This window comes from Gluconobacter sp. Dm-62, from assembly GCF_018256155.1.
Taxonomy (GTDB): domain Bacteria; phylum Pseudomonadota; class Alphaproteobacteria; order Acetobacterales; family Acetobacteraceae; genus Gluconobacter.
Genome location: NZ_JAERLY010000007.1, coordinates 18,797 through 45,145, shown reverse-complemented (window position 1 = coordinate 45,145; position 26,349 = coordinate 18,797). Strand labels below are relative to the sequence as shown.

Below are 26,349 nucleotides of genomic sequence, written 5' to 3'. Positions count from 1 at the left end.
CGCGTCAGCTCGTCGGATAAGCAGTTTATGACAGGTTCAGCCAAAAAAGTCAATGGCCTTTTAAGGTTTAGCCGATCAGTCGCTTTTTCAAGGCCTGGAAGTCTTCGGGAGGCGCGGTTTCGAAGGAAAGCTGCTTTTTTGTCCGCGGATGGATAAATCCGAGTCGGGTCGCATGGAGCGCCTGACGGGGGAAATCAAGGGCCGCTTCCTTCGCATCCTGCGACAGACCACGCGCCGCCGCGGGAATCCGGCGCAGATAGACCGGATCGCCGAGCAGGGGGTGGCCTGCATTTGAAAGGTGAACACGGATCTGATGGGTGCGTCCAGTGGCGAGGCGACATTCGATCAGGGACACGGCCGCCTGATAGGGTTCAATCAGCCTGAAGCGTGTCAGGGCAACCTTGCCGCCATGGCCCACGACCGCCATGCGTTTGCGGTCCCGTTTGTCGCGGCCGATATTGCCATCGAACTCGCCCTCGGCAGGAAGCAGCCCCCAGGCAAGGGCCAGATAGGCGCGGTCGATGTCGCGGGCGGCAAAGGCGTCTGACAGCGCGTTATGGACCATCGCCGTCTTGGCCACGACCATCAGACCGGACGTGTCCTTGTCCAGACGATGCACGATTCCCGGACGCTTCTCGCCGCCAATCCCCTCGAATCCTTCGCCGCAATGGCCGAGCAGGGCGTTGACCAGTGTGCCAGTCTCGTTTCCGGGAGCCGGATGGGTGACCAGCCCCGCCTGCTTGTCGAGCACGATCAGGTCGTCGTCTTCATAAAGGATGTTGAGCGGGATCTGTTCCGCGATGGGCCGGGCAGGGGTGGGCGCCGGGAATGTCAGCAGCAGTTCCATGCCGTCACGCAGCGTTTCCGCCGGCTCGTAGACCGTCTTTCCATTGACGGAAAGATTGCCGCTTTCAATCAGGGCCTTGACCCGGGAGCGTGAAACCGTGCCGATGGCGTCCGCCAGCGCCCGGTCGGCCCTCTGGCCAGCCGTGGACGCATCGACAACAAGACGGAATGGGGAAACAGGATCAGACATGACACAGGGTGTAGCCGAGGAAATGGCGAACAGCGAGTCGCAGACACCAAAAGCGCTTCTGGCCGCTGTAATTTTAATGGGCGTGCTGATTATCGCGGCCGTTTTCGGGCTGATTGGCGTGATTGCCTATCGCTTCCTTCATCCGCGCCCGAGTGTAACGGCAACCGTGCCGCTGACTGATGGGGGCTTTTCCCGTCTGGCACTTCCGCTTGGCGCGGGCGAGCACATTACGGGGGTCACAGCCCGTCCCGATGGCCTGATGGCGGTGACGCTCAGTGGTGCCGGAAGTGACCGGGTCCTACTGTGGAATCCGGATGCCGGGAAGATCGCGGCCGAGCTCGATTTCGGCACGCCCGCGCCATCGGCCTCCCCGGTCCCCTGAACCGTAAGCCCTGCTGCCGCGTTAAGGCAGCAGGATTTATGAAGGATCAGGGATTATGGGACGTCTGGTTGATGCGGTCCTCGCCGCCGGCACGGTTTTCGGAGTTCAGTATGCCGCCCGGGAGATCAGCCCGGCCGACGACCTGTCCACCCGCCGGTGGTACAACCGGCTGAACAAGCCGCATTTCAATCCGCCCGGACCGGCCTATGCCGTGATCTGGACCCTGCTGGATGGTCTGCTGGCTTGGTCGGGCTACCGGCTTCTGCGTGCTGAAAAGTCCTGTTGCCGGACGACGGCGCTGGTCCTCTGGGCACTGTGTGTCGCGGGGGTGGCGGGGTTCCCGTTCTTCGTATTCCGCAAGCGCCAGCTTGGGACAGGTCTGGCCATCTGCATTGGCCTGATCATGACGTCGGGTGCTTCGATCTGCACGGCGCACAAGGTGGACTGCAAGGCGGCCTCGATGCAGGTGCCGTTCTTCGTCTGGCTGGTGTTCGCAACCTGCATCCACGAAGAAATCTGGCGCAAGAACTGAGATGTTCTTCAGGGCGCCTTGAGAATGGCCGCCAGAAGCCCGGGGAACCGCATGTCGAGTTCCTCGCGGCGCAGGGAGTTGCGATGCTGGACGCCTTCGATGCGCGTTCGCAGAATCCCGCTGTCCCGCAGAACCTGAAAATGATGCGACATGCTGGATTTGGGCCGCGTTCCGATCAGCGTGGCGCAGTTTGCTTCCCCGACCCGCTCCAGATGCCGGACGATCTCCAGACGTGCAGGATCGGCCAGGGCGCGGAGCACGATCGTCAGTTCAAACGTCTCTGGGGCGGGATGGTCATAGGCAGCCATGGCGTTCTTATCCCTTTCCTGAGGTTTTATCGCAACATCTGCTTTGTTCGAGTCTTATCAAACAAAAGGCTTGCCTTGTTCGATTATTGTCGAACAATATGACGACCTGTCCAGAGGAGACAACTGATGCCAACCCTGTTCGATCCCATTGATTTCGGTCCCATTCACGCGAAAAACCGGATCGTGATGTCCCCGCTGACCCGGGGACGCGCAGACAAGGATGCCGTACCCACCCCCATCATGGCGGAATACTACGCCCAGCGCGCCAGTGCCGGGCTCATCATCACTGAAGCCACAGGCATTTCCCGTGAAGGTCTGGGGTGGCCGTTTGCTCCGGGAATCTGGTCCGACGCACAGGTCGAGGCCTGGAAGCCGATTGTTGCCGGAGTGCACGCAAAGGGCGGAAAGATCGTCTGCCAGCTCTGGCATATGGGCCGCATGGTGCATTCCTCCGTTACCGGAACGCAGCCCGTCTCGCCGTCTCCCACGACCGCTCCGGGCGAAGTCCATACCTACGAAGGCAAGAAGCCGTTCGAAGAAGCCCGCGCGCTGGATGCCGCCGATATCAGCCGTATCCTGAACGACTATGAGAACGCGGCCCGCAATGCCATCCGCGCCGGTTTCGACGGGGTGCAGATCCATGCCGCCAATGGCTATCTCATCGACGAGTTCCTGCGAAACGGCACGAACTTGCGGACGGACGAGTATGGTGGTGTTCCCGAAAACCGCATCCGCTTCCTGAAGGAAGTTACCGAGCGCGTCATTGCGACCATCGGTGCCGAACGCACCGGCGTGCGCCTTTCCCCCAATGGAGACACGCAGGGCTGCATCGACAGCGCGCCGGAAACGGTCTTTATCCCGGCGGCAAAGCTGCTTCAGGATCTGGGCGTGGCATGGCTTGAGCTGCGGGAACCCGGCCCGGATGGCACGTTCGGAAAAACGGATCAGCCCAAGCTGTCCCCGCAGATCCGCAAGGTCTTCACCCGCCCGCTGGTGCTCAATCAGGACTATACGTTCGAGAGCGCCCAGAAAGTCCTGGCGGAAGGCCACGCCGATGCGATCGCCTTTGGCCGCAAGTTCATCTCGAACCCCGACCTGCCGGAGCGCTTCGCCCGCGGCATCGCCCTTCAGCCGGACAACATGAAGACCTGGTACAGTCAGGGCGCGGAAGGATACACGGACTACCCGTCCGCCACATCCGGCCCCAACTGACTTTCAGAGCTCCGGGAGTATGTCCTGCTCCCGGAGATCCGTTCAGCGCCTGTCTCTCAGACCGGGCGAACCAGCTCGTAAAGCGCCACGGCGGCGGCATTGGAGACGTTCAGGCTCTCCATGTCGCCGGGCATGTAAACGCTGGCGATCTCGTCACAGGTCTCGCGCGTCAGACGACGCAGCCCCGCGCCTTCGGCACCCAGAACCAGCGCCACGCGACGCCCGGCAAAGCTCTTGCCATCCAGTCGCGTCCCCCCGGCATCCAATCCGACAACCCAGAAGTCCTCTGCCTGAAGCGCCTGAAGCGCACGGGAGAGATTGACCTCACGCAGGATCGGCACGACGTCCAGCGCGCCGGAAGCCGCCTTCGCCATCGCACCGCTTTCCTGCGGCGCATTGCGATCCTGCACCAGAAGTGCTGCCGCGCCGAATGCTGCGGCAGAGCGGAGAATGGCGCCTATATTGCGCGGATCCGTCACCTGATCCAGCACCAGAACCGGGCCCTTGCGCTCGACGATATCGGGAATGGCGAGCGTCTCCAGAGGCTCGACCCGCAGGCAGAGACCCTGATGAACGGCATCGCGCTCACACAGCTTGTCGAGGCGCTCACGGTCCACGATCTGCGGCTTACGCGAGCCGCTTTCGAACGCAGCCGCGGCTTCGCGCGTCGCCAGAAAGTCATGGATGACGCGCTCGGGATTGGCGAGCGCGGCCTGTACGGCATGGTGTCCGTAAATCCAGTAGCCGGGGCCGGAGTTGCCGCCATTCCCACGACCGGACCGGCCGCCGCGCTCTTTTGAGCGCTCACCGGCGGGGCGTGTCTGCGCGGCATGTCCGGCGGGAGAGGAGGGGCGATCCGTGGAACGATCGGGGGCGGAGCGGGAGGGAGATCTTCTGGCCATAAAAAAGCATATAATCGACAACAGGGAATTGACATAGCCGTCAATCCGCCATATCTGAACCGCCGACCCGGAGAGGTGCCCGAGTGGCTAAAGGGGGCGGACTGTAAATCCGCTGGCGTACGCCTACGTTGGTTCGAATCCAACTCTCTCCACCAGGTCCTCTTTTTCCAGAAAATCCACTATCCACCCGATCAGGCTCCCGCCTGATTTGCGGCCGATACCGGGTTGCCATGAATGGTCAGGATGAATTGACTTCCTGAAACCTCAGCGGTGCCGTCATGCTCTGGTTCTGGCTTTATGGCCTGACCACGGGAGACGTTCCATGCCCCTTATCCGCTTTGATTTACTGGAGGGCCGCTCCGAAACCGAGCTGGCTGCAATTCTTGATACGGCCCATCAGGCCGTGCTTGACGCCTTTCACGTGCCGCCCCGCGACCGATACCAGATCATTTACGAACATAAGAAAAGCCGGGTGCGGATCGAGGATACAGGGCTGGGTATTCCCCGGACCGACGACGTGATGATCGTCTCGATCACCACGCGCCCGCGGACCGTCGAGGAAAAGACCGCCTTCTTCCGGATCCTGACTGAAGCGCTGGACCGGAAATGCGATATCGCACCGAGCGATGTCATCGTGAATTATGTTGAAAACACGGATGCCGACTGGTCGTTCGGCAATGGGGAGGCCCAGTTCCTGAACGGAAAGCTGGGCACTCCCAAGGCGTCATGATCTGAACGCAGTCACCCGGGCGGACAAAGCCGCCCGGGTTCATGCCGGATTCAGACGGCGGCGCGCAGAGCAGGCTTGCAGCTCAGGGCCTGTTCGAGGGCCGTGGTGACAGCCTCCACAGAGAAGGTCTGGTCTGCAAACGCCTGACCGGCTTCGACCACCCCAGACACATCCCCCGCATTGTGCAGGGCCACGATCTGCTCGGCCAAAGCAGCAGCATCCGCCTGCACGAGATCCTCAAGTGCTCCCGGCAGCGTAAGCCCTTCCGCCGCGACCGGCGTCATGACGCAGGGCAGGCCGGAGGCGAGACTTTCAATAACCTTGCCCTTGATGCCCGCTCCGAAACGCAGTGGGGCGACACTCAGACGATGGGCCGCGAGAACCGCTCCCAGATCCTGCGCATGGCCGAGAACCCGGATGCGCTCATCGGCGAGGGCATGGATGCTCTGCGGCATGTCCGCACCAACCAGCGTACAGCAGATGGTCGGATCAGCCGCCCAGACGGCCGGCATGATCTCATTCACCAGCCAGCGGGCCGCGTCAGCGTTGGGCGCGTGGGCGTAATTGCCAACGAACACCACGTCGTTTTTGCCGTCCGCATGGCCTGTCTGTGCAGGAATGGCCCAGGGCACCACATGCACGCTGGCCTGTGGCAGATCCTTGCGAAGCTGTGCGGCTTCGGCTTCGGAATGCGTCAGGACGGCGTCGGCCTGAAGAGCGGCCCTGTATTCTGCAACGCGCGTCTGGTTCGCCTGTGCCACCAGTTCGGGGCGTCCCTGAACTGCTGCCTGACGGGCGAGGCGCAGGAAGTGCAGATCCGCGACGCTGTACAGCACGCGGGCGTTGCCCTGATGACGGCGCACCAGCGCCATATAGCGCGTCGCAATGTCCTCGCGATGCAGGTAGACGACGTCAAAGCTGTTCGCCTGACGACGCAGCACATCCTCCACCGAAGCGAAGAACGGCTGACCGAGAACGGTTGCGCCGGGCAGGGCGTCCAGTGTGGACGTCCGGTCCATCTGGTCCGCCGCGATGAAGAACACGTCGTAACCCAGCGCTTCGAGCGCCGTCATATGCGACAGGATGGCCTGCGATCCGGCATCACGTTTCGCGTCCGGATGCTGCCCGTCGATGACCAGCGCCCGTTTGCGCATGACGGGCTCCTGCGTGGCCATGCCGCGACGGCGCATTGCGGCTCCGAGCGTTGCCGTCGCCATGCCGCTTGTGGCGTCCGAGCGTGCCTGACGGAGTTTCTCCGCCTGCGCGAGCAGGAAGGACAGGACCTGATCGCCGTCCTGATCGTCCGCCGCTGCGGCCACGGCCCGCGCGATGCTGCGGGTCATGTCGGCGTCGAAAGTCCGGGCAGGTTCGAGGATCTGCGGCTCACCCAGCAGGGCACCATCAGAACTGCGGCGGATTTCCAGAACATGGCGCGTCATGGGTGACAGACCACCGGGCAGCAGAACATCGAAGCCGCACAGCATCGGACGACCGGTTCGCGCCACATCCGGACGGCGACCATTGGCGACTACGGATGCAAGAACGACACCGTTATCAACGATCTGCAGGCTTACAGCCTGATCCGGCGTAGCAGGGCTGAAGACCCAGCCAGTGATCCGGTTGCGCGTTGCGATATCGATGCAGCCATCCATCGGCGTGACGGGGGTGGACGCAACAATGGCCTGACGTGCTTTCGGTTCGGCCAGATCCATCATCCACGGACTGTGGCCGAGCGCCGCGTGATCGTCCGCACGACGCACTTCCAGAACATGACGTTCCAGAGAGGACAGACCGCCCGGAATGTCGAAATGGAACCCGCACGCACTCCCGATATCGCCCCGCTCAAGGTTCGCCAGGACTTCACCCAGAACGAGCCCGTTATCGATGATCTGCAGACGGACCGGCCCGTCACTGCCCGGGACACGGGCCCAGCCTGTGACATGGCGGTGGCTTGCGACATCCACATAGCCCTGAAGCGGGGCCAGTGCAGTGGCTTTCGGGGACGCCGGGTTCAGGCGGCTGCGAAGTGCTTCGAGCTGTGCACCTTCCTCGACGCGGGGCGCGCAGTAGCGGGCGGAAGCAGCAGCGGCATCCGGATAAAGGAAGTCATATTCACCCGCATTGTGGAACATGCCGCGGGAATTATCGTCCACGAAGGTCTCGGACTGTGTGCCGTTGGCGATGATGATGTCGTGGTGTTCCAGCTCGACATGGAAATAGGCCACTTCATCCATGCATTCGGCCTGAAGGATGGTGCTGCCATTCACCAGCAGGACGGCCGGAACCAGAACGCCATCTAGATACATGGCATGCAGCGGTGACACCGATAGGTCCTGATGCGGAAGACCGTGCCCGAGCGCTCCGCTGCGGAACACGACGGGCATGATGTCGCGGTTGCCATTGGCGAAGGTGCCGGAATAACTGCGACGGCCGATCCAGCGGATCGGGCGCAGACCATTGGTGGCGGTCTGGATCAGGTCGCCAATCCGCAGCGCCTCGACCGGCACTTCCCCACGATCGGTGAGGATCAGCGTGCCCCGGCAGTAGCAGGGTGTCCCTTCGGCAAGCAGCATCGTGCCACCGGACCCATCGGCGGTCAGACTGAAGAAATCGGCGTCATAGGCGCCATTGAGACTGATCGTATAAGTGTTGCTTCCGCTCGTGACCTGAAGCGTCGAGGCATCCGTCAGGGTCGTGGTAGCATCCCTGGACCAGGCCAGTTCCGGCAGGTCGATCTTCGCCCCGCTGGCAACGCTGATGCCATTGGCCGCGCTGCCGGCATACAGCGCCAGACGGCTGCCATCGCCCACCGTAATTCCTGATGCCGTGCTACCGCTGTGAACCGCGGCGGTCTGCCCCGAAGCCAGGCTGACATTCGACAGCGAAGCACCATTCGTCGCGCTGTAATCCGTCATTTCCAGAAGGGTGACGGACGGATCGTGATCGGACTCGCCAGTCAGTGAGCCGGTGTTGACGTGGATCGTTTCGAACTTCCCGGCGCTGGCGAAGGACGAACTGCCGATCGTATGATCCAGCGATTCCGCATTGCCCTCAAAAATATAGGTGTAGCGGTTGGACGGGTCTTCCGTGCTGCTCATGTCCGTCAGGCCGGCATTTGTATAGACCTGCTGGGCGTCGCTCCATTCGGTATCGTTGAAGTCCCCGAGGATGCCCACCTTGGCGGTCGGATCACTGGACGTCAGACCGTTGACGTAGTTCGTGATGTACTGGGCCTGCGCGATACGGTTGTTGACCGTCCCCGTCGTGCCGCCATGATTTACGGGCGGCTGTGTTGCGCCATAAAGCTCGCTGCTGCCGGCCTGCGATGACAGATGCACATTGACGAGCGTAACGGTCTGGCCGTTGAACTCGAACGTGCCGACCAGCGGCAGGCGGGTATTCTTGAAAGTGCCGCTGGCCAGTTCCTCGTCACCAATGGTTGTGACGGGGGCCGCGAGGCTGACGCGCTCGGGATTATAGAGAAAGACGCTGCGGATGTTGCCGCCCGAAACACCGCCCGAGGCGTTGTTGGTTGGGTCCACCTGTGCCCAGGAATAGGTCGGCCCACCCGCATCGGCGATGGCCTTGACGAGGGCAGCAAGGTTCTGTTCCGCGCTGACCGTGCCGTCATTGGTTGTGCCGCTGTCGTCCTGGATTTCCTGAACGGCCAGCACGTCCGGGCTGTCGAGATTGTTGACGATGATCTGCGCGACCTGCTTCAGACGGTCCGCATTCGCCGGGTCCAGCGCGTTGAAATTCTCGATATTGTAATCGCTGACCAGCAGGTTCTGGTCGTCCTTGTGCAGGGACGTGACCGGCGCCGGGGTCTCGGTATGCAGGACGGTGACCTGTGTGGTCGGGACCAGTTCATAGATGCCGTTGTAGTAGGTCAGCACACCTGTGATGTCGCCCAGCTTGTCTCCGACTTCCGCGCTGATGGCAGATCCCGGCGTGACGCCGCTGTCGTAATAAAGCTCGATCCGCTGCGTGTTGACGCTGTCGGCCGTTTCCTGAAGCGCACCCGTCGGTGTCAGCAGGCCATTGCCGTCATCAGGCACGACCCATGTTGCGTTCGAGGCCGTGGCGCCAACGGCCACGGCATCATGGAGCGTGATGACCTGACCGATCAGGTTGCGGTAGAAATCGAGCGCATTGGTGTCCGGGCTGAGAGCGGCCGTGCTCTTGTTGAGGTCGATCGCCTGCGTCATGTCGCCCAGATAGGACGCCGCCGGCACTGTCAGCCCGCCCTGACCCACGACCGCCGGTATGACGTTCACATAGGCCGCACCGGTGTCGGTGTAGGAGACGAGGTTGATTTCCGGCAGAGTGAGGGACTTGCTCCAGGACGTGCCGGAATAATTCGTCACCGTTCCCGTGACGGACACGGTTTCGCCTACTGTCGGAAGCGTCGCCGTTTTGCCTGCGTAGATGAAAATGCCTGTACTGCCGACCGTGTTCTTGTCAGCATTCGTCTGCTGGATCCAGAAACCGATGCTTCCATTCGTGTCCACGGCCGTTACGACACCTGTGGTCATGACGGACGCATTGGCATACGGACTGTAATATCCGGTACCGTTGATCTGCTGGACCGTCAGGTTTTGCGGTGTTGTGGTATCGCTGCCAGTGCCAGTGCCAGTGCCACCCGTGTCGGACCCACTGCCCGTGCCCGTTCCGCCGCTATCAGAACCACCCGTATCCGAACCGCCCGATCCTCCAGTGCTACCACCAGAGGACGTGCCGTCATTCGCGGCCCCCGGCGTGACCAGAACTGTCCCGGCTGCGGCCGTGGTGCCATAGCCTGTAATCCCGGAGAGGGAAGGGTCATCCGCGACCCAGTCTGATGTGCTGTCCGTATCCGTGCCGTCGGGGATGCGCGAGGCGCCGCTGATGATCGAACCGGTCAGGACGGGCGCACCGGCATAGGTCGGATCGCCCTTGCCCCCATCAGAGACCGCAATCGTGTCGCCAATCTCGGACCAGGGGGTCGACGTGAACGTCCCGCCATTGGCCGTATCGAGATCATCCCCGACCTTGCCCGTGAAATCCTTGACCAGAAGGACAGTCTGCGTGCCGTTTTGCAGGACGTTCGTCTGAAACGGCGTGACCCAGTAGCCATCGCTGTTCGTGGTGCCAACTGTAAAGACGTTATCAACCTTGCCAGCCACGCTCCCGTCGCCATCAACAACAATCAGGGACCATGCGCTGTAATCGGTGCTGGAGTCACCTTTTACTTCAATAAATTCATCGGGATCGCCAGATGCACTTGGATTAAACATGAATTCATTGATAAGCAACTTGGACGCCATTGCAAATTATCCTGAGTGTGGAAATTTTTGGAAAACAATACTGGGCGATAAGTCTCTATTCGGAGGTAATGTTAACTAAAGAGTCAATATGTTTCGGTTAAAATACGCAATGAATCATATAAAATTCACCTTGTGACGATGTATTTCAAAATCATGACTTGGTATGTCGGATTTGAATGCGATCTTTTTGGCTAAGGCGTCTGTATTGAGCCGAAAAAGAGGCATGAGTGGCCGGATGACTCCCGGTCATGCGTCATTTTTCGTTGCTTTGCCGATGACCGATGTTCGCTATGACAGGACCCTGTCTCAGGGAGGGAAAGCGTGTGGCACATCGGATTTTTGCGGTAATGCTGGCGGCGGGGCTTGCGGGATGTTCTCATCCGCATTCACAGCCATCTGCCGACAGCCGGGCAACCCTGTTGAAGCCGGTTGCGACAGATGGTTCCGAGAACCTGAAAGACACGGTTTCCACAAATCACAAGGTGCATGGAGCTGTGAGTGTGGGAACCGGTTTTGGTGGGCGGGGGAGTTATGGTGCTGGCCCGCAGTCCGGTCTGGGATCCGTAACGGGCACGGGTGCAGGCGGAATGGGCGTGACGCCGGAGGGTTGGTAAACGCCCCGGCGTTCCGTAGTTTTTAGTCCAGAGGCGCGATCTTCACGACGATATATGGCATGACCTCCAGGTCCTTCCCGTTATGGAAAGCTGGGAGCCGTGCCCACTGTCCGACCGTGCCGTACAGCGCGCCATTGGCGTAGGTCAGGCCATCGGGCTCCGTCAGGCGCGGATCATGTGCAACAACCGAAATATCGCCGTCCGGCTTGTGGCGCAGGATGGCGTGGCGTTCGTCATCGGTGATGTAAATCGAACCATCCGGCCCGGTTGCCATCCCGTCGCCCATGCCGGTTTCGCCTTCATCTTTCACGGCCCGTTCGAGATCGGCTTCGCTGGTTTTCGGATCGGACAGGACTGCGGTCGGCGCGGAATAAAGGCGGCGGCTGGTCTGTGGCTGCCAGTAAAGTGTCTGCTGGTCGGCACTGATGGCAATACCGTTCACACCACCCTGCGGCACCACGGCATGGTTCGGATCATAACGCCCCGCCACACCATCCATGACGGCCACAAACCCCTGCACCGGCATCACGGACACCGTATCGGCCAGAATACGCCGCTGATGGCCCGTCGCCAGATCCACGACGACCAGCGCCGGATGCACATCGGTGGACGTATCGGTAATAAACGCGGTTCCCGCCACACCATGCGTCAGATCGATCCGCACGTCATTGACGTGACTGTCCGGCAGCAGGGCAGGTGCGCCCAGCGGAATGACCTGCGCGATCTTTCCGCTTGCCGGATCGATCCGGAACAGCTTCTGCGCACCCGCAACAGTCCCCGTGCCCGCAACCATCCCTTCATCCAGAACCCAGAGCTGCCCCTTCGCATCCACCGTCATGCCAAGCGGGGAGACAAACTGCTCCTGCGTGGCCGCATCGGGGAAGGGCGTCAGCTTTCCGTTCGCATAGAGCGCCAGACGCGGCCCGGAATGTTCATGCGCACTGCGCGGAAAGCCAAGCACCAGACGGCCATCGGGCAACACGGCAATGCCGGACGGCTGGGCATTGGAAAACCGCCCGATGATCTGCACATTGCCTGATGGAAGCGTGCCTTTATCCACGGTCTGGGCCGCGAGGGCGGGGGAGGCGGCGCTCAGGGCTGCAAGACCGGCACTGAACGTAAGAGCCAGAAGTGTCTGACGGGACATGGTTGAAATCTCCTTTGCCGCACAGGACCAGAGCGGCCGCACGATGACAACTCACGCAAACGCGAGTGGAGAGATCAGGTTCGCAGCAGCCTCTCCCGCAGGGCGGGATCATGGGCATACAGGAACAGCCCGTGGATGCCGCGCGTGAGGATGACGTTCAGGGCATTGAGAATGACGCGCGCCTTCGCTTCTTCCGGTGCCGCAATCCCGTCGCGGCCCTGAAACGCGGCGCTGTCCTCATAACGCTCCGGCCGTACCCCGATCCGGTCGTGTTTCACGTCATAAAACAGCGACGGCCCCAGGATCACGCCCGCATAATTCAGATCGAACCCCTGGATCGTATAAACGGACCCTACCTCGTCGATCGTATCCGGTCGCTCGGCCCAGGGCAATTTTTCGGTTGGCAGAGAGCGGTCCCAGCGCAGGCGGAAATCGCCTTCGGTGATGAAATGATCCTCACCATTGAGCGTGTAGGGATAATCATAGGTCGAAAGCAGGCGGCACAGCCCGTATTTTGCATTGCACGCGCACAGATCCGCATAGAGCTTCGCACAGTCGTCATAGATCCGCAGATCAAAAGACGGATCTTTCGGACGCGGCAGGATTTCGCCCTGTCCCAGCGCATCAATCCACGAACACATGGCCGGACTGGCCGAAACCCGGAACTGCGTGTCGAGATGAAACTCTTTCGAGGGGCGCCCTTTGCGGAAGCGTTCCAGAAGATCCGCCGACCAGTGGCTCTTGAACTTCAGGACCTGTAACGGATCGAACACCACCACCACGATCCGCGCCCAGCGTAGGATTTCTTCCAGATGGTTCTGCTGCGCGAAATGGTTGTAACGGTCCGGCCGCGTCAGCAGCAGATGCGCTTCGTCCACCAGAACGATATCCGCGCGCTTCCCGGTTTTGGCGGATTTGTTGATGAATGTCGTCGGGCGTTCGTAATCGCTCTTGCGCAGATTGGGTATGGTGGCCGCGATATTGCGGTAGAGCTTGAGCATCTCCGGATGGTTGACGATCACCATGTTCCGCAGGCCCTTCAGCGGATCATCCGCTGCGCCACTCCGCGCCCGGGTCTGGAGCGTATTGAAGATCGCGTTCAGGACAACGCTCTTCCCTGTGCCCGCCGCACCCTCGATGACGAAAATCGCGCTGTCATCCGACTGATGCCGCTCGCAGAACGACACCACCCGATCCAGCAATTCCGTTTGTGGCCCCGACAGCGCCAGCTCGGGGGAGAGCTTGTGCGTCGCAGCGTTATCCAGCGCCATGGGAGAAGCGGTCACGCGGCTCAGTCCGCGGCGATATCGGCCACTTTGGCATCCGTGGCGCGCTGGGCGTCCGCAGGCGTGATTCGCACCACGAAACCCTGACCTCCCGCATTGATATAAACCTGCTCGCGCGGCATGGCGTCCTGCGAAATCACGACCGGGATCGGCGTTTTTGAACCGAACGGGCTGGTCCCGCCGGACTGGAAGCCTGTCAGCTCCTGCGCCTTCTCGGGGTTCATCATCCGCGCATTGCGCCCGTCGAACAGCGCCGCAACCTTCTTCAAATTCATCCGCTGATGGGCAGGGGCCACCACACAGACCGGCTGCTTCTTGTCCACTTCGACCACCAGCGTTTTGAGAACATCCTCGGGCGCCACGCCGATGGCCTCGGCCGCCTGCATCCCGATCAGGCCGCCATTGGGGGCGTATTCGTAATCATGGACGCTGAAGGGAATGTTCTTCGCTGCCAGAAAGGCTGTTGCGGCTGTTTCGCGGGTCATGTGAGTGCTCCGTTGCCAGAAGCAGGTCTGCACACACCGGATGGCCAGAACCTTTGAGGATCAGCCGCGTCAGGACCTGCAATAGTCTGTCATCTATAATGAGCGCCTGAGGCTGGGTTGGCAACATGGCAGCATCTCGCGAGCAGTCAGGTTCAGGAAGCTGAAATGTCCCGTCAGGCAGGTTGTATCGTTATTCATGAGACGCATGACATTTTATCTGTTACTGTTTAGCGCTAAAGAAACTCCTGATATGGCTTCATCCGGGAGAATCGACATGAGCATTCAGCCAGTCGGCAATGCGTCCGGGAGGGTCATCATGGGTCAGAAGAACATCTGGATCGGGACAAACTGGAAAATGAACCGGGGGCCAGCCGAAGCCATATCGGCGGCGCGGGCTCTTTCTTCTTTCCGTCCTCCCAAAGGCATCCGAACCTTTGTGGCACCTCCCTGCACGTCACTGCGGGATGTCAGTTCGGTTCTTCAGGACAGCCCCATGATCGTGGGCGCGCAGAACATGTTCTGGGAAGACAGCGGCGCCTGGACTGGCGAAATTTCAGCGTCGATGATCACCGAATGCGGTGCGTCCATGGTGGTGCTCGGACATTCGGAACGCCGGCAGCATTTTGGCGAGACGGACTGGACGGTGAACCTCAAACTGAGGGCTGCACTCCGACATAGCCTGACGCCGTTGCTCTGCATTGGCGACACGCTGAATGAGTATGAATTTGGCGTATCGCAGGAAACACTCGCACGGCAGATGAAAATCGCGCTGCACGGCGTTTCGCAGGAGGAGCTCGCTCGGGTGCTGATCGCCTATGAGCCCGTCTGGGCCATTGGTTCGGCTGGGCGTCCGGCCGAAACAGCTTTCGTGTCCAAAATCCATACGCAACTGCGCGACGTGGTGGAGGATATTGCAGGGCGCAACAGCGCTGTTCGCATACCGCTACTTTATGGCGGCAGCGTTTCGAAAGCCAATATCTGTGAATATGTCGCACTGCCGGATGTGGACGGCGTGCTGATCGGACGCGCAGGCTGGGACCCGGCAGATTTCATGTCGTTGGTCGACAGTGTGAGCGCGCTGGTGTCGTCGGAGGTGCATGCCTGATGAATGCTGTGCTCGTGGAAGGGCAGGCGCTGTCTGGCCGCCGGCGCGGAATTCTGGATTATGTCACGGAGCAGGGCGCTGTGCCGGTCTCGGACCTGCTGAAGCGGTTTTCACTGAGCCGGGCTTCGATCAACCGGGATCTGCTCGCGCTTTCCGCGCAGGGACTGATCCGCCGGATCGGAACAAACATCACAGCCCTTCCGAGCGTGAGCGCCCCAGGGAGCGTGATGTACCGCACGCGGCAGGCAGTTGCGGAAAAGCGCGCAATCGCGAGGCTTGCGGCCTTCATGGTCAGTCCTGGCGATACGGTGGCACTTGACGATTCAACAACCGTACGCGCCATGGCAGAAAGTCTCTCCGCAATTTCACCGCTGACGGTTGTGACCAACAGTCTCGGCCTCGCCACGCGGCTTGGGCCCAGCGAAACGGTTACTCTGATTGGTCTGGGAGGACATTATACCCCGACGTTTGAGGCTTTTGCGGGCATGATCTGCGAGGAGAGTGTGATGTCCATGCGGATCGATCTGGCATTCGTCTCGGCCGCGGCTATTCATGATCTGACCGCCTATCATCAGGTGGAAGAAATCATTCGCGCCAAGCGAGCGCTACTGGCGGTTGCGGATTGCCGGGTACTGCTGGCGGACAGCCGGAAGTTTGGAATTTCCGCCATGAACCGCCTGTCGACTCTCTCAGAGTTTGACGTGGTTGTAACGGATGACGGGATCGATCCCGTCTGTGCCGAGCAGCTGCGGGACGCAGGGGTATCGCTGAAGATCGCTCCCGTGTCGCGTCCGGACCCACCCCTTATGCCGGGCTGACAGTCTCCTGCGGTGTCATCGGGGTGGCAGGCCAGAACGCTGCGGAGACTTCCGCCTGTAATGCTGCAAGCTCGTCCTGGATATACGTCATGTATTCATGCAGCCCGCGCGAAATGATTTCTTCGGCGGTCTGATCTTCCAGAGTGGCGCGCAGATTGATGATGCGTTCCTGAAGCGGCCCACACTGGTGGCGTAGATTGTAATGGGTGGACAGAGCGTTCAGTATGCTGTCCACCTGCCGCAGGTTGAGCATCAGCGAACGCGGAAAGCCTTCATTTTTCAGCAGGAATCCTACGACATTGGCTGGCGTCGTCGTAACGGGCTGAAGGCGGCGGAAAGCGTGATAGGCGGCGGCCGAGCGCAGGACGGATCCCCACTGGGTCAGGTCCATCTGAGAGCCGAAGGTTTCGCCGCCGGGCAGCAGCGTATGGTAGCGGATGTCGATCAGGCGGGTGATCTGATCGGACCGCTCCAGATATTTTCCCAGGAGATAGAACAGCCAGGCCTGATCGCGGTACAGCGTTCCCTCGGTGACGCCAAAATGGGTCTGGCAGTCCTGTTTGAGGCGGTTACACAATCCTGACAGCCCATTGCGGCGGATGTCGGGCGTGGACAGCTCCATCATGCTCTGGGTGAACACGTTAAGCTGCATCCACATTTCGGTAGAAATCAGTGGCCGGGCCGAGCGGGCATTTTCGCGCGCCATATGGGCCATGGCACGGATGGAGGTCGGGTTCGTGCTCTCGGTAATGTAGAACGCGAGGATGTTCTCTTCCGTTGCGGGAAGGGGATAGAGAAGGGCGTAGCGGTCTTCGTCCGAATTGATCTCAAGAATGGAATCCCAGCCCGGGCTGCCATCGGGATTGCGGACGAAGGCCTCCGTGACTTCCAGAAGGCGGGCGAGGTTCTCGATCCGCTCCATGTAGCGGGCGAGCCACATCATGCTCTCGCCATAGCGCGACAGTAGCGTGTTGAGATTGGCGAGCATGGCAGGGAAACGTGCGCTGGTCTGTGTCATCGGGCCATCACCCAGGTATCTTTCGAGCCGCCGCCCTGTGAGGAATTGACCACCAGCGAGCCTTTGCGAAGGGCCACGCGCGACAGCCCGCCGGGGAGAACCCAGGTGTTCTTTCCGGTCAGGGCGAAGGGCCTCAGATCCACATGCCGGGCTTCCACGCCGCTGGGGCATAGAGTTGGGGAGACCGAGAGGTCGATAATGGGCTGGCTGATGTAGTTCGAGGGGTCTTCGAGCAGTTTGGCGCGGAATTCGTCCAGTTCGGTCTGCGTGGCCTGTGACCCGATGAGCAGGCCGTAGCCTCCGGACTCGCCGACGGGTTTGATGACCAGCTTGTTCATGTTGGCGAGTGTATACGCCAGGCCTTCTTGCTCGGCGCAGATATGGGTCTGAACGCTGTCGAGGATCGGGTCTTCGCCAAGATAATAGCGGATGAGGCGGGGCATGTAGGCATAAACGGCCTTGTCGTCTGCCACGCCCGTTCCCAGCGCATTGGCAAGCGTGACGTTGCCACGGCGATAGGCTTCCACGAGGCCCGGCACGCCGAGCATGCTGTCCGGATTAAACGCCAGTGGGTCCAGATACTCGTCGTTGAGGCGACGGTAGATCGAATGGACGGGACGCAGGCCAGCGACGGTGCGCATGTAGACGCGGTGGTTCTCGACGATCAGGTCCTTGCCCTCGACGAGAGGGACGCCCATTTCGCGGGCCAGAAAGACGTGTTCGAAATAGGCGGAATTGTAGATGCCGGGCGAGAACAGCACGACCTGCGGGTCAGTCACGCCCTCGGGGGCAACCTCACACAGCGTCTGGTGCAGTTTAAGGCCATATTCTTCGACCGAGCGGAGGGGCATGCCCGAGGCAAGATCGGGCATCAGGCGGAGCATCATGTGCCGGTTCTCGATGACGTACGAGACGCCCGATGGCGTGCGCGCATTGTCTTCGAGGACCATGAAACGGCCGCTGCGGTCACGGATCAGGTCGGTTCCGTTGATATGGACATAGACGTCACCGGGGACGCGCACGCCGACCATGGCTTCGCAGTAGTTCGGGTTGTTGAGTACCAGACTTGCGGGGATGATGCCGTCCCGCAGGACATGGCGCTCGTGATAGATATCCCGCAGGAACAGGTTGAGCGCCTTGACGCGTTGCTGCACGCCGCGATCGATATGATCCCATTCCGAAGCGGTCAGAACACGCGGGATCATGTCGAAAGGCAGGATACGGTCGATCGCTTCGCGGTCGGAATAGACGGTGAAAGTAATGCCCAGACGATAAAGCTGCGCTTCAGCGGTGCTTGTGCGGTGACGAAGCTCGGCCAGATCGAAACCGGCCAGACGATCCCGGACGGTCTGAAGACTTGGCGGGAGACCATCCGTCCTGTGCATGAGTTCGCAGAAGAAGTCCGGCGTGTCGTATGCGGCGAACATACCAGCGGCAGCCTTAAGGGGAGCGCTGGATGCCGGGCTGGCCGGAGCAGGGCTCATGGCGGCAGGATATGTAGGAGCAGGACTGGGAGACTGCAAAACCGGCCTGTTCATTTTCTGCCTCATCACCCTGTTTTTCGCCGACCCTGTGTGCTGAAGGAAAATCCGATCAGCCGCGCCGGTTCATTACGATATTTTATTAACGGAGCAAGATTCCGACGCTTTGCCAAGCGTGAAATTTGCCGTTTGGACGGATCGGGAAAAGTCCGGTGGAAATTGTTGCGGTTCCCGAGAAGGCTGATAGGGTGACGTTTCGACTGCTGTCAGACTCAATGGTTGCCGGAACGGGATGGCCCGAAAATCGCGTGTCTGAAAACGAGTATCTGAAACCGATTTTCCACCCATTTTTCCACAGGGCCTCCTGAACATGAATTCCCGCGTCATACTGAGCCACCATACCCGATATCAGTATGATCGGCCGGTCTTTCTGGGGCGGCAGACCGTACGTTTGTGTCCGGTGTCGCGGGTACGGTCTGCGGTCCGGAATTATGCGCTGGAGGTGTCACCCGAGGGGGCGGATGTGGTCTGGCGGCAGGATGCCTATGGCAACCGGGTCGCGGAGGTCCGGGTTCCGGACCGTGTGACGGGGTTCGATATCGCGGTCAGCATGGAAGTGGATCTGGGGACGCAGTCCGATGCGCTGGTTACTACGGAAGCCCCTGCCTGCACGGTTTACCGGGCCGTTGACGCCGCAGGAGTGTATGTCTCCCGCTTTGTGGAGGCCTGGCGATCAGCGGGAGCGGAACTGACCTCGTCTGTCGTGGCGGACCTCAACCGGGCGGTGGCGGAGCGCTTGACCTATCAGCGCAGGCTTGAGCCGGGAGTCTGGACGCCGGAAGAAACGTTGCAGCGCGGGAGCGGATCGTGTCGGGACAGCGCATGGCTGCTGGTGACGGTCCTGCGGCACCTGGGGTTTTCGGCGCGGTTCGTGTCCGGATATCTGGTCCAGTCCGATACGACCGAGGGGCTGAGCTGTGATTTGCACGCCTGGGCCGAAGCCTGGATTCCGGGGCAGGGCTGGGTTGGTTTTGACACAACGTCCGGGCTGATGGTGGCGCAGCATCATGTGCCGCTGGCGGTTGGCGGCCGGCCGGAGGAGGCGGCGCCCGTCTCGGGAATGCTAGACCGGTGCCGTGCGACGTTCGACGTGACAATGCGGGCGGATACTCTTCCGTCCGGGAAAGACTTTTCAGAACTGGCCATGATCGGGAAACCCGGTGTAATGCGATCCCATGAAGCTCTTTGAGTGCCAGTCCTGCGGCCAGATCCTCTTTTTTGAAAACACGGTTTGTGAGCATTGTCGGCATGCCGTCGGGTATCTGCCCGAGCAGTCGCTGCTGACAGCGCTGGACCCTGCCGGAGAGCGGATGTGGCATCCGCTGGAGCAGTCGGTGGCGCACGAACAGGTCCTGTATTGTTCCAATCATGATTATGGCGTCTGCAACTGGCTGACGACGCCTGATCCAAACGGAGGCAGGCCGTTCTGTTTCGCATGTCGTTTCAACCGGACGATCCCGAGCCTCCATACGGCCGAGAACCTTGAGCGGTGGCGCAAGATCGAGGTCGCCAAGCACAGGCTGTTCTACACGCTGCTGCGGCTGAAACTCCCGTTGAAGGATCGTCGCGAAGACCCGGAAAACGGTCTTGTCTTCGATTTCCTCGATGATGCACCAGACGGGTCTTCGTCCGTGATGACGGGGCACTCCAACGGGGTCATTACTCTGGCGATCCGTGAGGCCGATGATGCGTCCCGTGAGCGCATGCGCGTCGAGATGGGGGAATATTACCGCACGCTTCTCGGGCATTTCCGCCACGAGATCGGGCATTATTACTGGAACCTTCTGGTACGCGATGCCGGACGACTGGATGAATGCCGGGCCGTGTTCGGAGATGACCGGGCGGATTACCAGCAGGCGCTTCAGGTCTATTACGACAGCCCGACACCCCCCAACTGGCAGGACAGCCATGTCAGCGTTTATGCGACGTCCCATCCCTGGGAGGATTTCGCGGAAACCTGGGCCCATTACCTGCATATCGTGTCCACTCTCGAGACAGCCTGTGCTTTCGGAGTGAGTGTTGATCCGCGGGTACAGGGGATCGGACATGCATCGGGTCGGGCTCTCAGGGACCCGTATACCGAGGCATCTTTCGAAGACATCATGCAGGCCTGGCTGCCGCTGACCTATGCGGTGAATAGTCTGAACCGCTCCATGGGACTGGCGGATTTCTATCCGTTCGTGCTGACGGCGGGAATTATGGATAAGCTGGCCTTCATCCATCGTCTGATCCGTGGCAGTCAGGTCACCTGAAAGCGCTGTTTCTGAAGTACCATTCAGGACGCTTGCAGCCGCATTGCACAGCGAATATCGTATCCGTTCCGGGTTCAGGACATGTGCCTTCCCGGAACAGTCAATAGCTGACTTTCGATGTTGATGTCTGCGTCCTGTTCCGGGGCGTTTCTGCAAGCCAGCTCAGGTAGACCTGCACATGTGTAAACGATCCGGCGCCCTGCATCTCGCCCTTCTGGTAACGACGGTGCTTTCAGCCGCGTCCTTCCCGTCCGTCATGGCCGCGACCCGGCATCCGGCAGTCTCGCGCAAAACTGCGCCTCATGCTTCTGCTGCGGTCGCGCATCGGCACGTTGAACCCTATGTGAGCAAAAGCGCGGAAAGTATGGCTGTCGTGGCCCGGCACCCGCCGCGTGGGGCTGTGGAAACGGTCAGCCAGAAAATGCTGGCGGAGGCTCCTGCCGGGACCAACCCGATGAAGGTGATCTCCCAGCTTCCCGGCATTGTGTTCCAGTCCGGCGATGCGCAGGGTCTTGATACGTGGAGCTCACAGATCTTCATGCATGGTTTCCAGCAGCAGGAAATCGGCATGACGCTCGACGGGATGCCGCTTGGGGAGATGACGTACCGGAACTATAATGGCCTTAACCCGATCATGGCGATCTCTTCGGAGAACGTGGCGCGCATTGATGTGTCGCAGTCTGCCGGTGCGGAAAGCATGGCGGCGAGCAATAATCTGGGTGGCGGTCTGAGCTATGTCTCGATGACGCCGTCGGACAAGATGGGCGGAACGGCTGCGGCGGGTTTTGGCAGCTATAGCACCTATCACACGTTCCTGCGCTTTGAGAGCGGCAAGCTCAATGCCAGCGGCACCAAGTTCTATACGTCCTACATGCGCAACGACAGCGGGATGTGGAAGGGTTATGGCGAGCAGTTCATGCAGCAGGTGAACGCCAAGCTCGTGCAGCCGATCGGCCATGACAGCTCGATTTCCGCGTTCTTCGACTGGAGCGATCTGCACCAGAATACCTATCCGGATATCTCGCCGCAGATCATCAAGCGGGTAGGCTATGGTCTGTCGAGCTACGAAAACGGCAGCAATTCCGGCTATATCGCGGCCGTGAATGCAGCGAACGGGATCTATCCGGTGAAGGTCGGCACGCTCGATGATCCGGCGGATGCGGCCTATTATGATGGCAGCACCAATACGGTCGATACGTTTGGCGGCATCAAGGCCGATCTGCGCCTGACGGACCGTCTGACCTGGAACACGACGGCTTATGGACATGGCGAGCGTAACCAGACGTCCTGGGCGACGCCGTATTTTCCATCGCCGACAGGATCTCCGGTCAGCGAGCTGATGAAAGAACCGGAAATCCGGCGTTTCGGCATCGTCTCGGCACTGCATTACGATATCGCGCGCAATCACATCGGCGCGGGCGTCTGGTACGAGAACAACAGTTACATGTCCCCGATGAACGCGTATGCGCAGCCGGCGGTGGTGAATGGCGTGGTTCAGGGAACAGTGCATGATCCGCTGACCCAGTGGCGCGATCCGTTCGCACAGATTTTCAACCAGAATTACAACACCAACACATTCACGGCCTTCGTGCAGGACACCTATAACGTCCTGCCAAACCTGGCCCTGCATTTCGGCTTCAAGTCCCTGCTGAGCACGACCAATGTGGGGGACGGGTATCTGAACCAGGAATATTACGGCGCCGGGGCTGCGGTCACGAGCGGGGAAAGCCTGACTGTGGCCAAACCCTTCCTGCCGCATATCAGCGCGGACTGGCATTTCCTGAAGGATCACGAGCTGTATTTCGATATTTCGGAAAACGCCCGGACCTATGCGGAATCCGGCTACAAGCTCTCAAATTCGCCGTTTGCGGTCTCCCAGACCGCCTATAACGATACCAGATCCTCGATCCGCCCCGAGACGGCCTGGACTTACGCGATCGGCTATCGCTACACCGGGAAACTGGTCGCCGCGACGGTTTATGCCTACCGGACGAACTATAACAACCGCCTTCAGCAGATCACGGAAGGTCCGGTCGTCAACCCGATCTCGGCCGTCTCGAATGTGGGTGGGGTCACGATGAACGGCGTGGATGCGGGACTGACCCTGACGCCTTTCCGCGGTTTCGCACTGACCAACTCCGTCAGCTACAACCACGGCGTCTATGATCAGAACCTTGTCAGCGGTGCCACGGTCTACGCGACGAAGGGCCAGCAGGTCGTGAATTATCCGCGCTTCATGTACAAGGGGCGCGTGTCATATGAATGGCGCGGCATGACGGCCTATGCCGATGGCAGCTACACGGGCACGCGCAATTACAGTTATACGGGTGACGTCAAGGCACCCGGCTACTGGCTGACAAATGTGGGCGTGCAGTACAGCTTCGGGAACATGAAGAAGTACAACCGTTATCTGGGCGCCATCAAGAACCTGACAGTCGCGTTCAACGGCTCCAATCTGACGAACAAGCGCTATATTTCCACGATGGGCCAGAACGGCAATCCGGCGGATATTGCAACGGGCGCGCTGACGGACCAGTCCATGCAGATCGGAGCGCCCCGCATGTTCTTCGGAAGCGTGCGCGCGGATTTCTGACAACACAAAGCCCGTAACGTGCGTTGCGGGCTTTGTGTCTCAGTCGAGCCTGACGGAAGGGCGGACGAAGGTTTCGACCCAGTCGGAATAACAGGACATCAGCCCCCGGTAATACCCGAACAGCTCGATCTGGTGCTGGCGATAGAGCATCAGATGCGCCATCCGCGCCGAGAAGCCGTGCGAGATCCCGCCGCCCCAGACAGTACCGCCCGGAAGGGCTGCCCAGCCATTGTATTTTCCCAAAGCCACGATCGCGCCCTTGTTGTGGAAAATACAGCCCGGAACCTTCTGCCCGTGCTCAAGCCAGGCCGGCAGGTAGCGGGCAAGGTGTTTGGCCTGCTGTCGTGCCACCTGGGCGGTCGCGGGAAGGGGATCGTCCTGAATGAAGGAGCAGTCCCCAAGCGCGAAGATGTGTTCGTCGTCGATTGAGGACAGGTTCGGATTGACGAGGATCTGGCCGGTTCGGTTGATAGTAAGGCCACCATAGGCCGTAGTGACTTCCGGAGCTTTGACGCCCGCAGCCCAGACGCGGAGCTTGGCCGGAACGTAAGACCCGTCTTTCAGCATGAAACCATGATCGTCGGCACCGGCGACACGAGCATTGGTGCGGACAGTGACGCCGATATGTTCGAGTTCCTGCTGCGCCGCCGCTGAAACGGATTCCGGAAAAGCCGGCAGGATGCGAGCGCCGGATTGCAGAAGCGTGACGTGCAGTTTGGGCGGGGCCTTGCCGAACGCATGAAGGTTGTAAGGGCCGACGATTTCCAGCGCCTTGTGCAGTTCGGCGGCGAGCTGAACACCGGTGGCTCCGCCGCCGACAATGGCGATGTCGAGCTCGGAATTGTTGGCAAAGGCGCGGAGCAGCTCCATCCGGAACTTCTCGTTGAAAGCATTGGCCTCTACGAGATTATCGATGGACATGCAGTGTTCCTTGACGCCGGGCGTGCCGAAATCATTGGCGCAACTGCCGATCGCAATGATGACCGTGTCGTATTTCATGCGCCGGCTTTCCAGAATGACGGTGCCGTCGGCTTCCAGAAGCGGGCTGAGGACGACTTCGCGATTTTCGCGGTCGATGGAGGCGACTTCGCCGGGCCAGAACTCGAAATGGTGGCCGCTGGCCTGGGAGATGAAGTTTACCTTGTCGTTTTCGTTGCTGAGCGTGCCGGAAGCAAAGCAGTGCAGCATCGGTTTCCAGACATGGGAAAAGCTCTTGTCGATCAGCGTGATGCGCGCCTTTCCGGGTTTTCCCATTGATTTTCCGAGGTGTGTTGCGAGAGAAAGACCGGCAACACCGCCACCGACAATCAGAATTTCAGATCGAGACGCCATCAGTTTTCAGGCCTCCGTTCAGGGGTGGGCAACAGAAAGAGACACGAGGGGAGAGATGTTTACCGCCCGTTGCGGCAGTAAACCGGGGATTTCGCACAGACTATTATGGGTATTTCGGATATGCCGAAAATCATATTCAGGTGACTGTAGTAAAGTTCGCCGAGTTCTTTCCTGAATTCAGTAAAGAACTCAAATAAGCGTGATGGCGGGGGGACATGCCGAGATGAATTTCCCGGCAAGTCCCCCGCTGCCTTCAGATCGGGGCGTCGATATCCACGATGTTGATGAGCTTGTGGTTGACGAACTCCTTGATGCCCAGACCCACCAGCTCACGGCCATAGCCGGAACGGGCAATGCCACCGAAGGGAAGATCGGCCTTCGGGATCAGCGGATGGTTGATATAGACCATACCCGTGCGGATTTTCGCAGCCACCCGCGCACCGCGGCTTTCGTCCTTCGTAAAGACCGCACCCCCCAGACCATACGGGGAGTCATTGGCGATGCGGATGGCATCTGCCTCGTCCTTGGCACGATAAAGCTGCGTCACCGGGCCGAAGAATTCCCAGTGACGGGCTTCATTATTCTCGTGCAGGTTGGTCATCAGCAGGGGCTGAAAGAAGGAGCCTTTCGTCGGCACCGGAGCGCCAATGGCCTCGACCTTCGCGCCATGCTTTTTCGCCTCCTCAACCTGCTTGCGCAGATCATCCGCAGCCCCCTGAGAACAGAGCGGCGCAAGTGTGATGGACGGGTCCATCGGGTCCCCGGCTTTCAGTTCGGAGAAGCCCTTTTTGTAAAGGTCGAGAAAGCGGTCATAGATCGCATCCGCGACAATGATGCGCTTGGCGGAAACGCAGACCTGCCCTGCATTCCAGTGGCGGCCCATGACGGCCCATTTCGCGGCCTTTTCAAAGTCCGCATCGTCGAGCACAATGAAGGCATCGGCACCGCCGAGTTCCATCGTAGCCTTCTTGAGCGCCTTGCCGGCCGTTCCCGCGATGATGACGCCTGCGCCTTCGGAGCCCGTCAGCGCCACACCACAGACGCGGGGGTCGTTGAGGATCATTTCCGTATGGGGGCGGGCGAGATAGAGGTTGCGGAACAGGCCCTTGGGCAGTCCGGCCTCGATCATCAGGTCCTCGCAAATGGCGGCGCACTGCGGCAGATTGGATGCGTGCTTGAGCAGGACCGCATTACCGGCCGAAAGCTGCGGCGCGATGATGCGCACGACCTGATAGAACGGGAAGTTCCAGGGCTCGATGGCCAGCACGATGCCGAGAGGTTCGTGAACCAGCGTGGCCTTGCCTTCCGCCGGATTGGCGACTGGAAGCGTCTCGGGCTTCAGCAGGTCTTCGGCATATTTGGCGTAATATTCAAAGATCTCGGCGGAGAGGATGATCTCCAGTTTCGACTCTGTGAACAGCTTGCCCATTTCCAGTGTGCCGAGGCGGGCGTATTTGTCGACGTCGCGGCGCAGGATTGCTGCTGCGGCGTTCATGATCTTCGCCCGCTCGGCAAATGGGGTGTCGCGCCAGCTTTCAAAAGCCGCATGGGCGTCGGCGAGGGCCGCCTGGACTTCTTCATCCGTTGCATTGGGAAAGGTCTTGAGGACTTCGCCAGTCAGGGGGTTTGTCGTTGCGTAGGCCATTTTTACCTCGTTACCGATTGGGAAAAGGCGACAGGGCGCAGGGCGTCCGGGCGTGAGAGGCTCTGTTTCTGGGTTTTATGCTGGAAAAGGACAGTATACGTGGTC

General features: G+C 60.3%; 21 protein-coding genes and 1 tRNA gene. 11 read left to right on the top strand and 11 right to left on the bottom strand.

The genetic code is table 11. From position 1 onward, the window contains the following. Positions 1–67 precede the first annotated feature (67 nt). Positions 68–1,036, bottom strand: coding sequence for an RluA family pseudouridine synthase (locus JK202_RS08975; RefSeq protein ID WP_211560329.1), 969 nt, complete (start codon positions 1,034–1,036; stop codon positions 68–70). On the opposite strand from JK202_RS08975, the gene JK202_RS08970 reads away from it, so the two are divergent. Together JK202_RS08970 and JK202_RS08965 are read left to right on the top strand one after the other, a co-directional pair. Continuing rightward, positions 1,035–1,418: a hypothetical protein gene (locus JK202_RS08970; RefSeq protein ID WP_211560328.1), complete on the top strand. Its 384-nt coding sequence runs from the start codon at positions 1,035–1,037 to the stop codon at positions 1,416–1,418. The genes JK202_RS08975 and JK202_RS08970 overlap by 2 nt on opposite strands. A 55-nt stretch (positions 1,419–1,473) precedes the next feature. After that, entirely contained in the window at positions 1,474–1,950 is a 477-nt protein-coding gene (locus JK202_RS08965) for a TspO/MBR family protein (protein ID WP_211560327.1), read from the top strand. A gap of 8 nt (positions 1,951–1,958) precedes the next feature. On the opposite strand, the gene JK202_RS08960 is transcribed toward JK202_RS08965, so the two are convergent. After that, positions 1,959–2,258, bottom strand: coding sequence for a helix-turn-helix transcriptional regulator (locus JK202_RS08960; RefSeq protein ID WP_211560326.1), 300 nt, complete (start codon positions 2,256–2,258; stop codon positions 1,959–1,961). 126 nt (positions 2,259–2,384) lie between these two features. On the opposite strand from JK202_RS08960, the gene JK202_RS08955 reads away from it, so the two are divergent. Beyond that, on the top strand, positions 2,385–3,470 hold the full coding sequence (locus JK202_RS08955) for an alkene reductase (RefSeq protein WP_211560325.1): 1,086 nt from the start codon (positions 2,385–2,387) through the stop codon (positions 3,468–3,470). A 56-nt stretch (positions 3,471–3,526) separates the two neighbouring features. Here the strand turns inward: JK202_RS08955 and rlmB are convergent, their stop codons facing one another. Next, the gene (gene rlmB, locus JK202_RS08950) at positions 3,527–4,372 is read right to left on the bottom strand and encodes a 23S rRNA (guanosine(2251)-2'-O)-methyltransferase RlmB (protein ID WP_211560324.1); all 846 of its coding nucleotides are present in this window, start codon (positions 4,370–4,372) and stop codon (positions 3,527–3,529) included. 69 nt (positions 4,373–4,441) lie between these two features. Here rlmB and JK202_RS08945 point away from each other — a divergent pair. Together JK202_RS08945 and JK202_RS08940 are read left to right on the top strand one after the other, a co-directional pair. After that, positions 4,442–4,527 (top strand) — tRNA-Tyr (locus JK202_RS08945). 167 nt (positions 4,528–4,694) lie between these two features. Next, positions 4,695–5,102: a tautomerase family protein gene (locus tag JK202_RS08940; protein WP_211560322.1), complete on the top strand. Its 408-nt coding sequence runs from the start codon at positions 4,695–4,697 to the stop codon at positions 5,100–5,102. A 50-nt stretch (positions 5,103–5,152) separates the two neighbouring features. On the opposite strand, the gene JK202_RS08935 is transcribed toward JK202_RS08940, so the two are convergent. Beyond that, complete coding sequence (locus tag JK202_RS08935; RefSeq protein ID WP_211560320.1) at positions 5,153–10,408, bottom strand: Hint domain-containing protein; 5,256 nt, start codon at positions 10,406–10,408, stop codon at positions 5,153–5,155. Between the two features lie 323 nt (positions 10,409–10,731). Between JK202_RS08935 and JK202_RS08930 the strand changes: the two genes are divergently transcribed. Further along, on the top strand, positions 10,732–11,022 hold the full coding sequence (locus JK202_RS08930) for a hypothetical protein (RefSeq protein WP_211560318.1): 291 nt from the start codon (positions 10,732–10,734) through the stop codon (positions 11,020–11,022). A 22-nt stretch (positions 11,023–11,044) separates the two neighbouring features. On the opposite strand, the gene JK202_RS08925 is transcribed toward JK202_RS08930, so the two are convergent. The 3 genes from JK202_RS08925 to ybaK form a co-directional block, all read right to left on the bottom strand. Continuing rightward, entirely contained in the window at positions 11,045–12,169 is a 1,125-nt protein-coding gene (locus JK202_RS08925; RefSeq protein WP_249199863.1) for an SMP-30/gluconolactonase/LRE family protein, read from the bottom strand. A 74-nt stretch (positions 12,170–12,243) separates the two neighbouring features. Continuing rightward, positions 12,244–13,440 (bottom strand): DUF2075 domain-containing protein, encoded by a 1,197-nt coding sequence (locus JK202_RS08920; protein WP_211560478.1) that lies wholly within the window; start codon positions 13,438–13,440, stop codon positions 12,244–12,246. Positions 13,441–13,460: 20 nt separating this feature from the next. Then, entirely contained in the window at positions 13,461–13,940 is a 480-nt protein-coding gene (gene ybaK / locus JK202_RS08915) for a Cys-tRNA(Pro) deacylase (RefSeq protein ID WP_211560314.1), read from the bottom strand. A 274-nt stretch (positions 13,941–14,214) separates the two neighbouring features. On the opposite strand from ybaK, the gene JK202_RS08910 reads away from it, so the two are divergent. Both JK202_RS08910 and JK202_RS08905 read left to right on the top strand, forming a co-directional pair. Next, on the top strand, positions 14,215–15,045 hold the full coding sequence (locus JK202_RS08910) for a triose-phosphate isomerase (protein WP_249199861.1): 831 nt from the start codon (positions 14,215–14,217) through the stop codon (positions 15,043–15,045). Then, positions 15,045–15,863, top strand: coding sequence for a DeoR/GlpR family DNA-binding transcription regulator (locus JK202_RS08905; protein WP_211560312.1), 819 nt, complete (start codon positions 15,045–15,047; stop codon positions 15,861–15,863). Before JK202_RS08910 ends, JK202_RS08905 begins: the two co-directional genes overlap by 1 nt. Here the strand turns inward: JK202_RS08905 and JK202_RS08900 are convergent. Together JK202_RS08900 and JK202_RS08895 are read right to left on the bottom strand one after the other, a co-directional pair. Next, complete coding sequence (locus tag JK202_RS08900; RefSeq protein ID WP_408872148.1) at positions 15,850–16,896, bottom strand: alpha-E domain-containing protein; 1,047 nt, start codon at positions 16,894–16,896, stop codon at positions 15,850–15,852. The two genes, JK202_RS08905 and JK202_RS08900, sit on opposite strands and share 14 nt — an antisense overlap. Then, a complete protein-coding gene (locus tag JK202_RS08895) occupies positions 16,878–18,308 on the bottom strand; it encodes a circularly permuted type 2 ATP-grasp protein (protein ID WP_408872147.1) in 1,431 nt (476 codons plus the stop codon). The genes JK202_RS08900 and JK202_RS08895 overlap by 19 nt, the downstream gene beginning before the upstream one ends. A gap of 424 nt (positions 18,309–18,732) precedes the next feature. Between JK202_RS08895 and JK202_RS08890 the strand changes: the two genes are divergently transcribed. The 3 genes from JK202_RS08890 to JK202_RS08880 all read left to right on the top strand — a co-directional run bounded on the left by JK202_RS08890 (position 18,733) and on the right by JK202_RS08880 (position 23,267). Next, positions 18,733–19,611 carry a transglutaminase family protein gene (locus JK202_RS08890; protein ID WP_211560311.1) on the top strand — a complete coding sequence of 293 codons (879 nt, stop codon included), beginning with the start codon at positions 18,733–18,735 and terminating at the stop codon, positions 19,609–19,611. Further along, on the top strand, positions 19,598–20,674 hold the full coding sequence (locus tag JK202_RS08885) for a putative zinc-binding metallopeptidase (protein ID WP_211560309.1): 1,077 nt from the start codon (positions 19,598–19,600) through the stop codon (positions 20,672–20,674). Before JK202_RS08890 ends, JK202_RS08885 begins: the two co-directional genes overlap by 14 nt. Positions 20,675–20,852: 178 nt before the next feature. Continuing rightward, positions 20,853–23,267: a TonB-dependent receptor gene (locus JK202_RS08880; RefSeq protein WP_211560307.1), complete on the top strand. Its 2,415-nt coding sequence runs from the start codon at positions 20,853–20,855 to the stop codon at positions 23,265–23,267. Positions 23,268–23,306: 39 nt separating this feature from the next. Here JK202_RS08880 and JK202_RS08875 read toward each other — a convergent pair whose 3' ends face one another. Beyond that, the gene (locus tag JK202_RS08875) at positions 23,307–24,599 is read right to left on the bottom strand and encodes an NAD(P)/FAD-dependent oxidoreductase (protein ID WP_211560305.1); all 1,293 of its coding nucleotides are present in this window, start codon (positions 24,597–24,599) and stop codon (positions 23,307–23,309) included. A gap of 253 nt (positions 24,600–24,852) precedes the next feature. Beyond that, positions 24,853–26,244, bottom strand: a complete 1,392-nt coding sequence (locus JK202_RS08870; RefSeq protein ID WP_211560303.1) for an NAD-dependent succinate-semialdehyde dehydrogenase — start codon at positions 26,242–26,244, stop codon at positions 24,853–24,855. Positions 26,245–26,349: the final 105 nt, after the last annotated feature.

What these genes read in the sequence shown, in the direction of transcription:
- JK202_RS08970 (WP_211560328.1), top strand. Translation starts at nt 1,035, where the DNA reads ATGACACAGGGTGTAGCCGAGGAAATGGCGAACAGCGAGTCGCAGACA.
- JK202_RS08975 (WP_211560329.1), bottom strand. Translation starts at nt 1,036, where the DNA reads ATGTCTGATCCTGTTTCCCCATTCCGTCTTGTTGTCGATGCGTCCACG.
- JK202_RS08965 (WP_211560327.1), top strand. Translation starts at nt 1,474, where the DNA reads ATGGGACGTCTGGTTGATGCGGTCCTCGCCGCCGGCACGGTTTTCGGA.
- JK202_RS08960 (WP_211560326.1), bottom strand. Translation starts at nt 2,258, where the DNA reads ATGGCTGCCTATGACCATCCCGCCCCAGAGACGTTTGAACTGACGATC.
- JK202_RS08955 (WP_211560325.1), top strand. Translation starts at nt 2,385, where the DNA reads ATGCCAACCCTGTTCGATCCCATTGATTTCGGTCCCATTCACGCGAAA.
- rlmB (WP_211560324.1), bottom strand. Translation starts at nt 4,372, where the DNA reads ATGGCCAGAAGATCTCCCTCCCGCTCCGCCCCCGATCGTTCCACGGAT.
- JK202_RS08940 (WP_211560322.1), top strand. Translation starts at nt 4,695, where the DNA reads ATGCCCCTTATCCGCTTTGATTTACTGGAGGGCCGCTCCGAAACCGAG.
- JK202_RS08935 (WP_211560320.1), bottom strand. Translation starts at nt 10,408, where the DNA reads ATGGCGTCCAAGTTGCTTATCAATGAATTCATGTTTAATCCAAGTGCA.
- JK202_RS08925 (WP_249199863.1), bottom strand. Translation starts at nt 12,169, where the DNA reads ATGTCCCGTCAGACACTTCTGGCTCTTACGTTCAGTGCCGGTCTTGCA.
- JK202_RS08920 (WP_211560478.1), bottom strand. Translation starts at nt 13,440, where the DNA reads ATGGCGCTGGATAACGCTGCGACGCACAAGCTCTCCCCCGAGCTGGCG.
- ybaK (WP_211560314.1), bottom strand. Translation starts at nt 13,940, where the DNA reads ATGACCCGCGAAACAGCCGCAACAGCCTTTCTGGCAGCGAAGAACATT.
- JK202_RS08910 (WP_249199861.1), top strand. Translation starts at nt 14,215, where the DNA reads ATGAGCATTCAGCCAGTCGGCAATGCGTCCGGGAGGGTCATCATGGGT.
- JK202_RS08905 (WP_211560312.1), top strand. Translation starts at nt 15,045, where the DNA reads ATGAATGCTGTGCTCGTGGAAGGGCAGGCGCTGTCTGGCCGCCGGCGC.
- JK202_RS08895 (WP_408872147.1), bottom strand. Translation starts at nt 18,308, where the DNA reads ATGTTCGCCGCATACGACACGCCGGACTTCTTCTGCGAACTCATGCAC.
- JK202_RS08890 (WP_211560311.1), top strand. Translation starts at nt 18,733, where the DNA reads ATGAATTCCCGCGTCATACTGAGCCACCATACCCGATATCAGTATGAT.
- JK202_RS08885 (WP_211560309.1), top strand. Translation starts at nt 19,598, where the DNA reads ATGAAGCTCTTTGAGTGCCAGTCCTGCGGCCAGATCCTCTTTTTTGAA.
- JK202_RS08880 (WP_211560307.1), top strand. Translation starts at nt 20,853, where the DNA reads ATGTGTAAACGATCCGGCGCCCTGCATCTCGCCCTTCTGGTAACGACG.
- JK202_RS08875 (WP_211560305.1), bottom strand. Translation starts at nt 24,599, where the DNA reads ATGGCGTCTCGATCTGAAATTCTGATTGTCGGTGGCGGTGTTGCCGGT.
- JK202_RS08870 (WP_211560303.1), bottom strand. Translation starts at nt 26,244, where the DNA reads ATGGCCTACGCAACGACAAACCCCCTGACTGGCGAAGTCCTCAAGACC.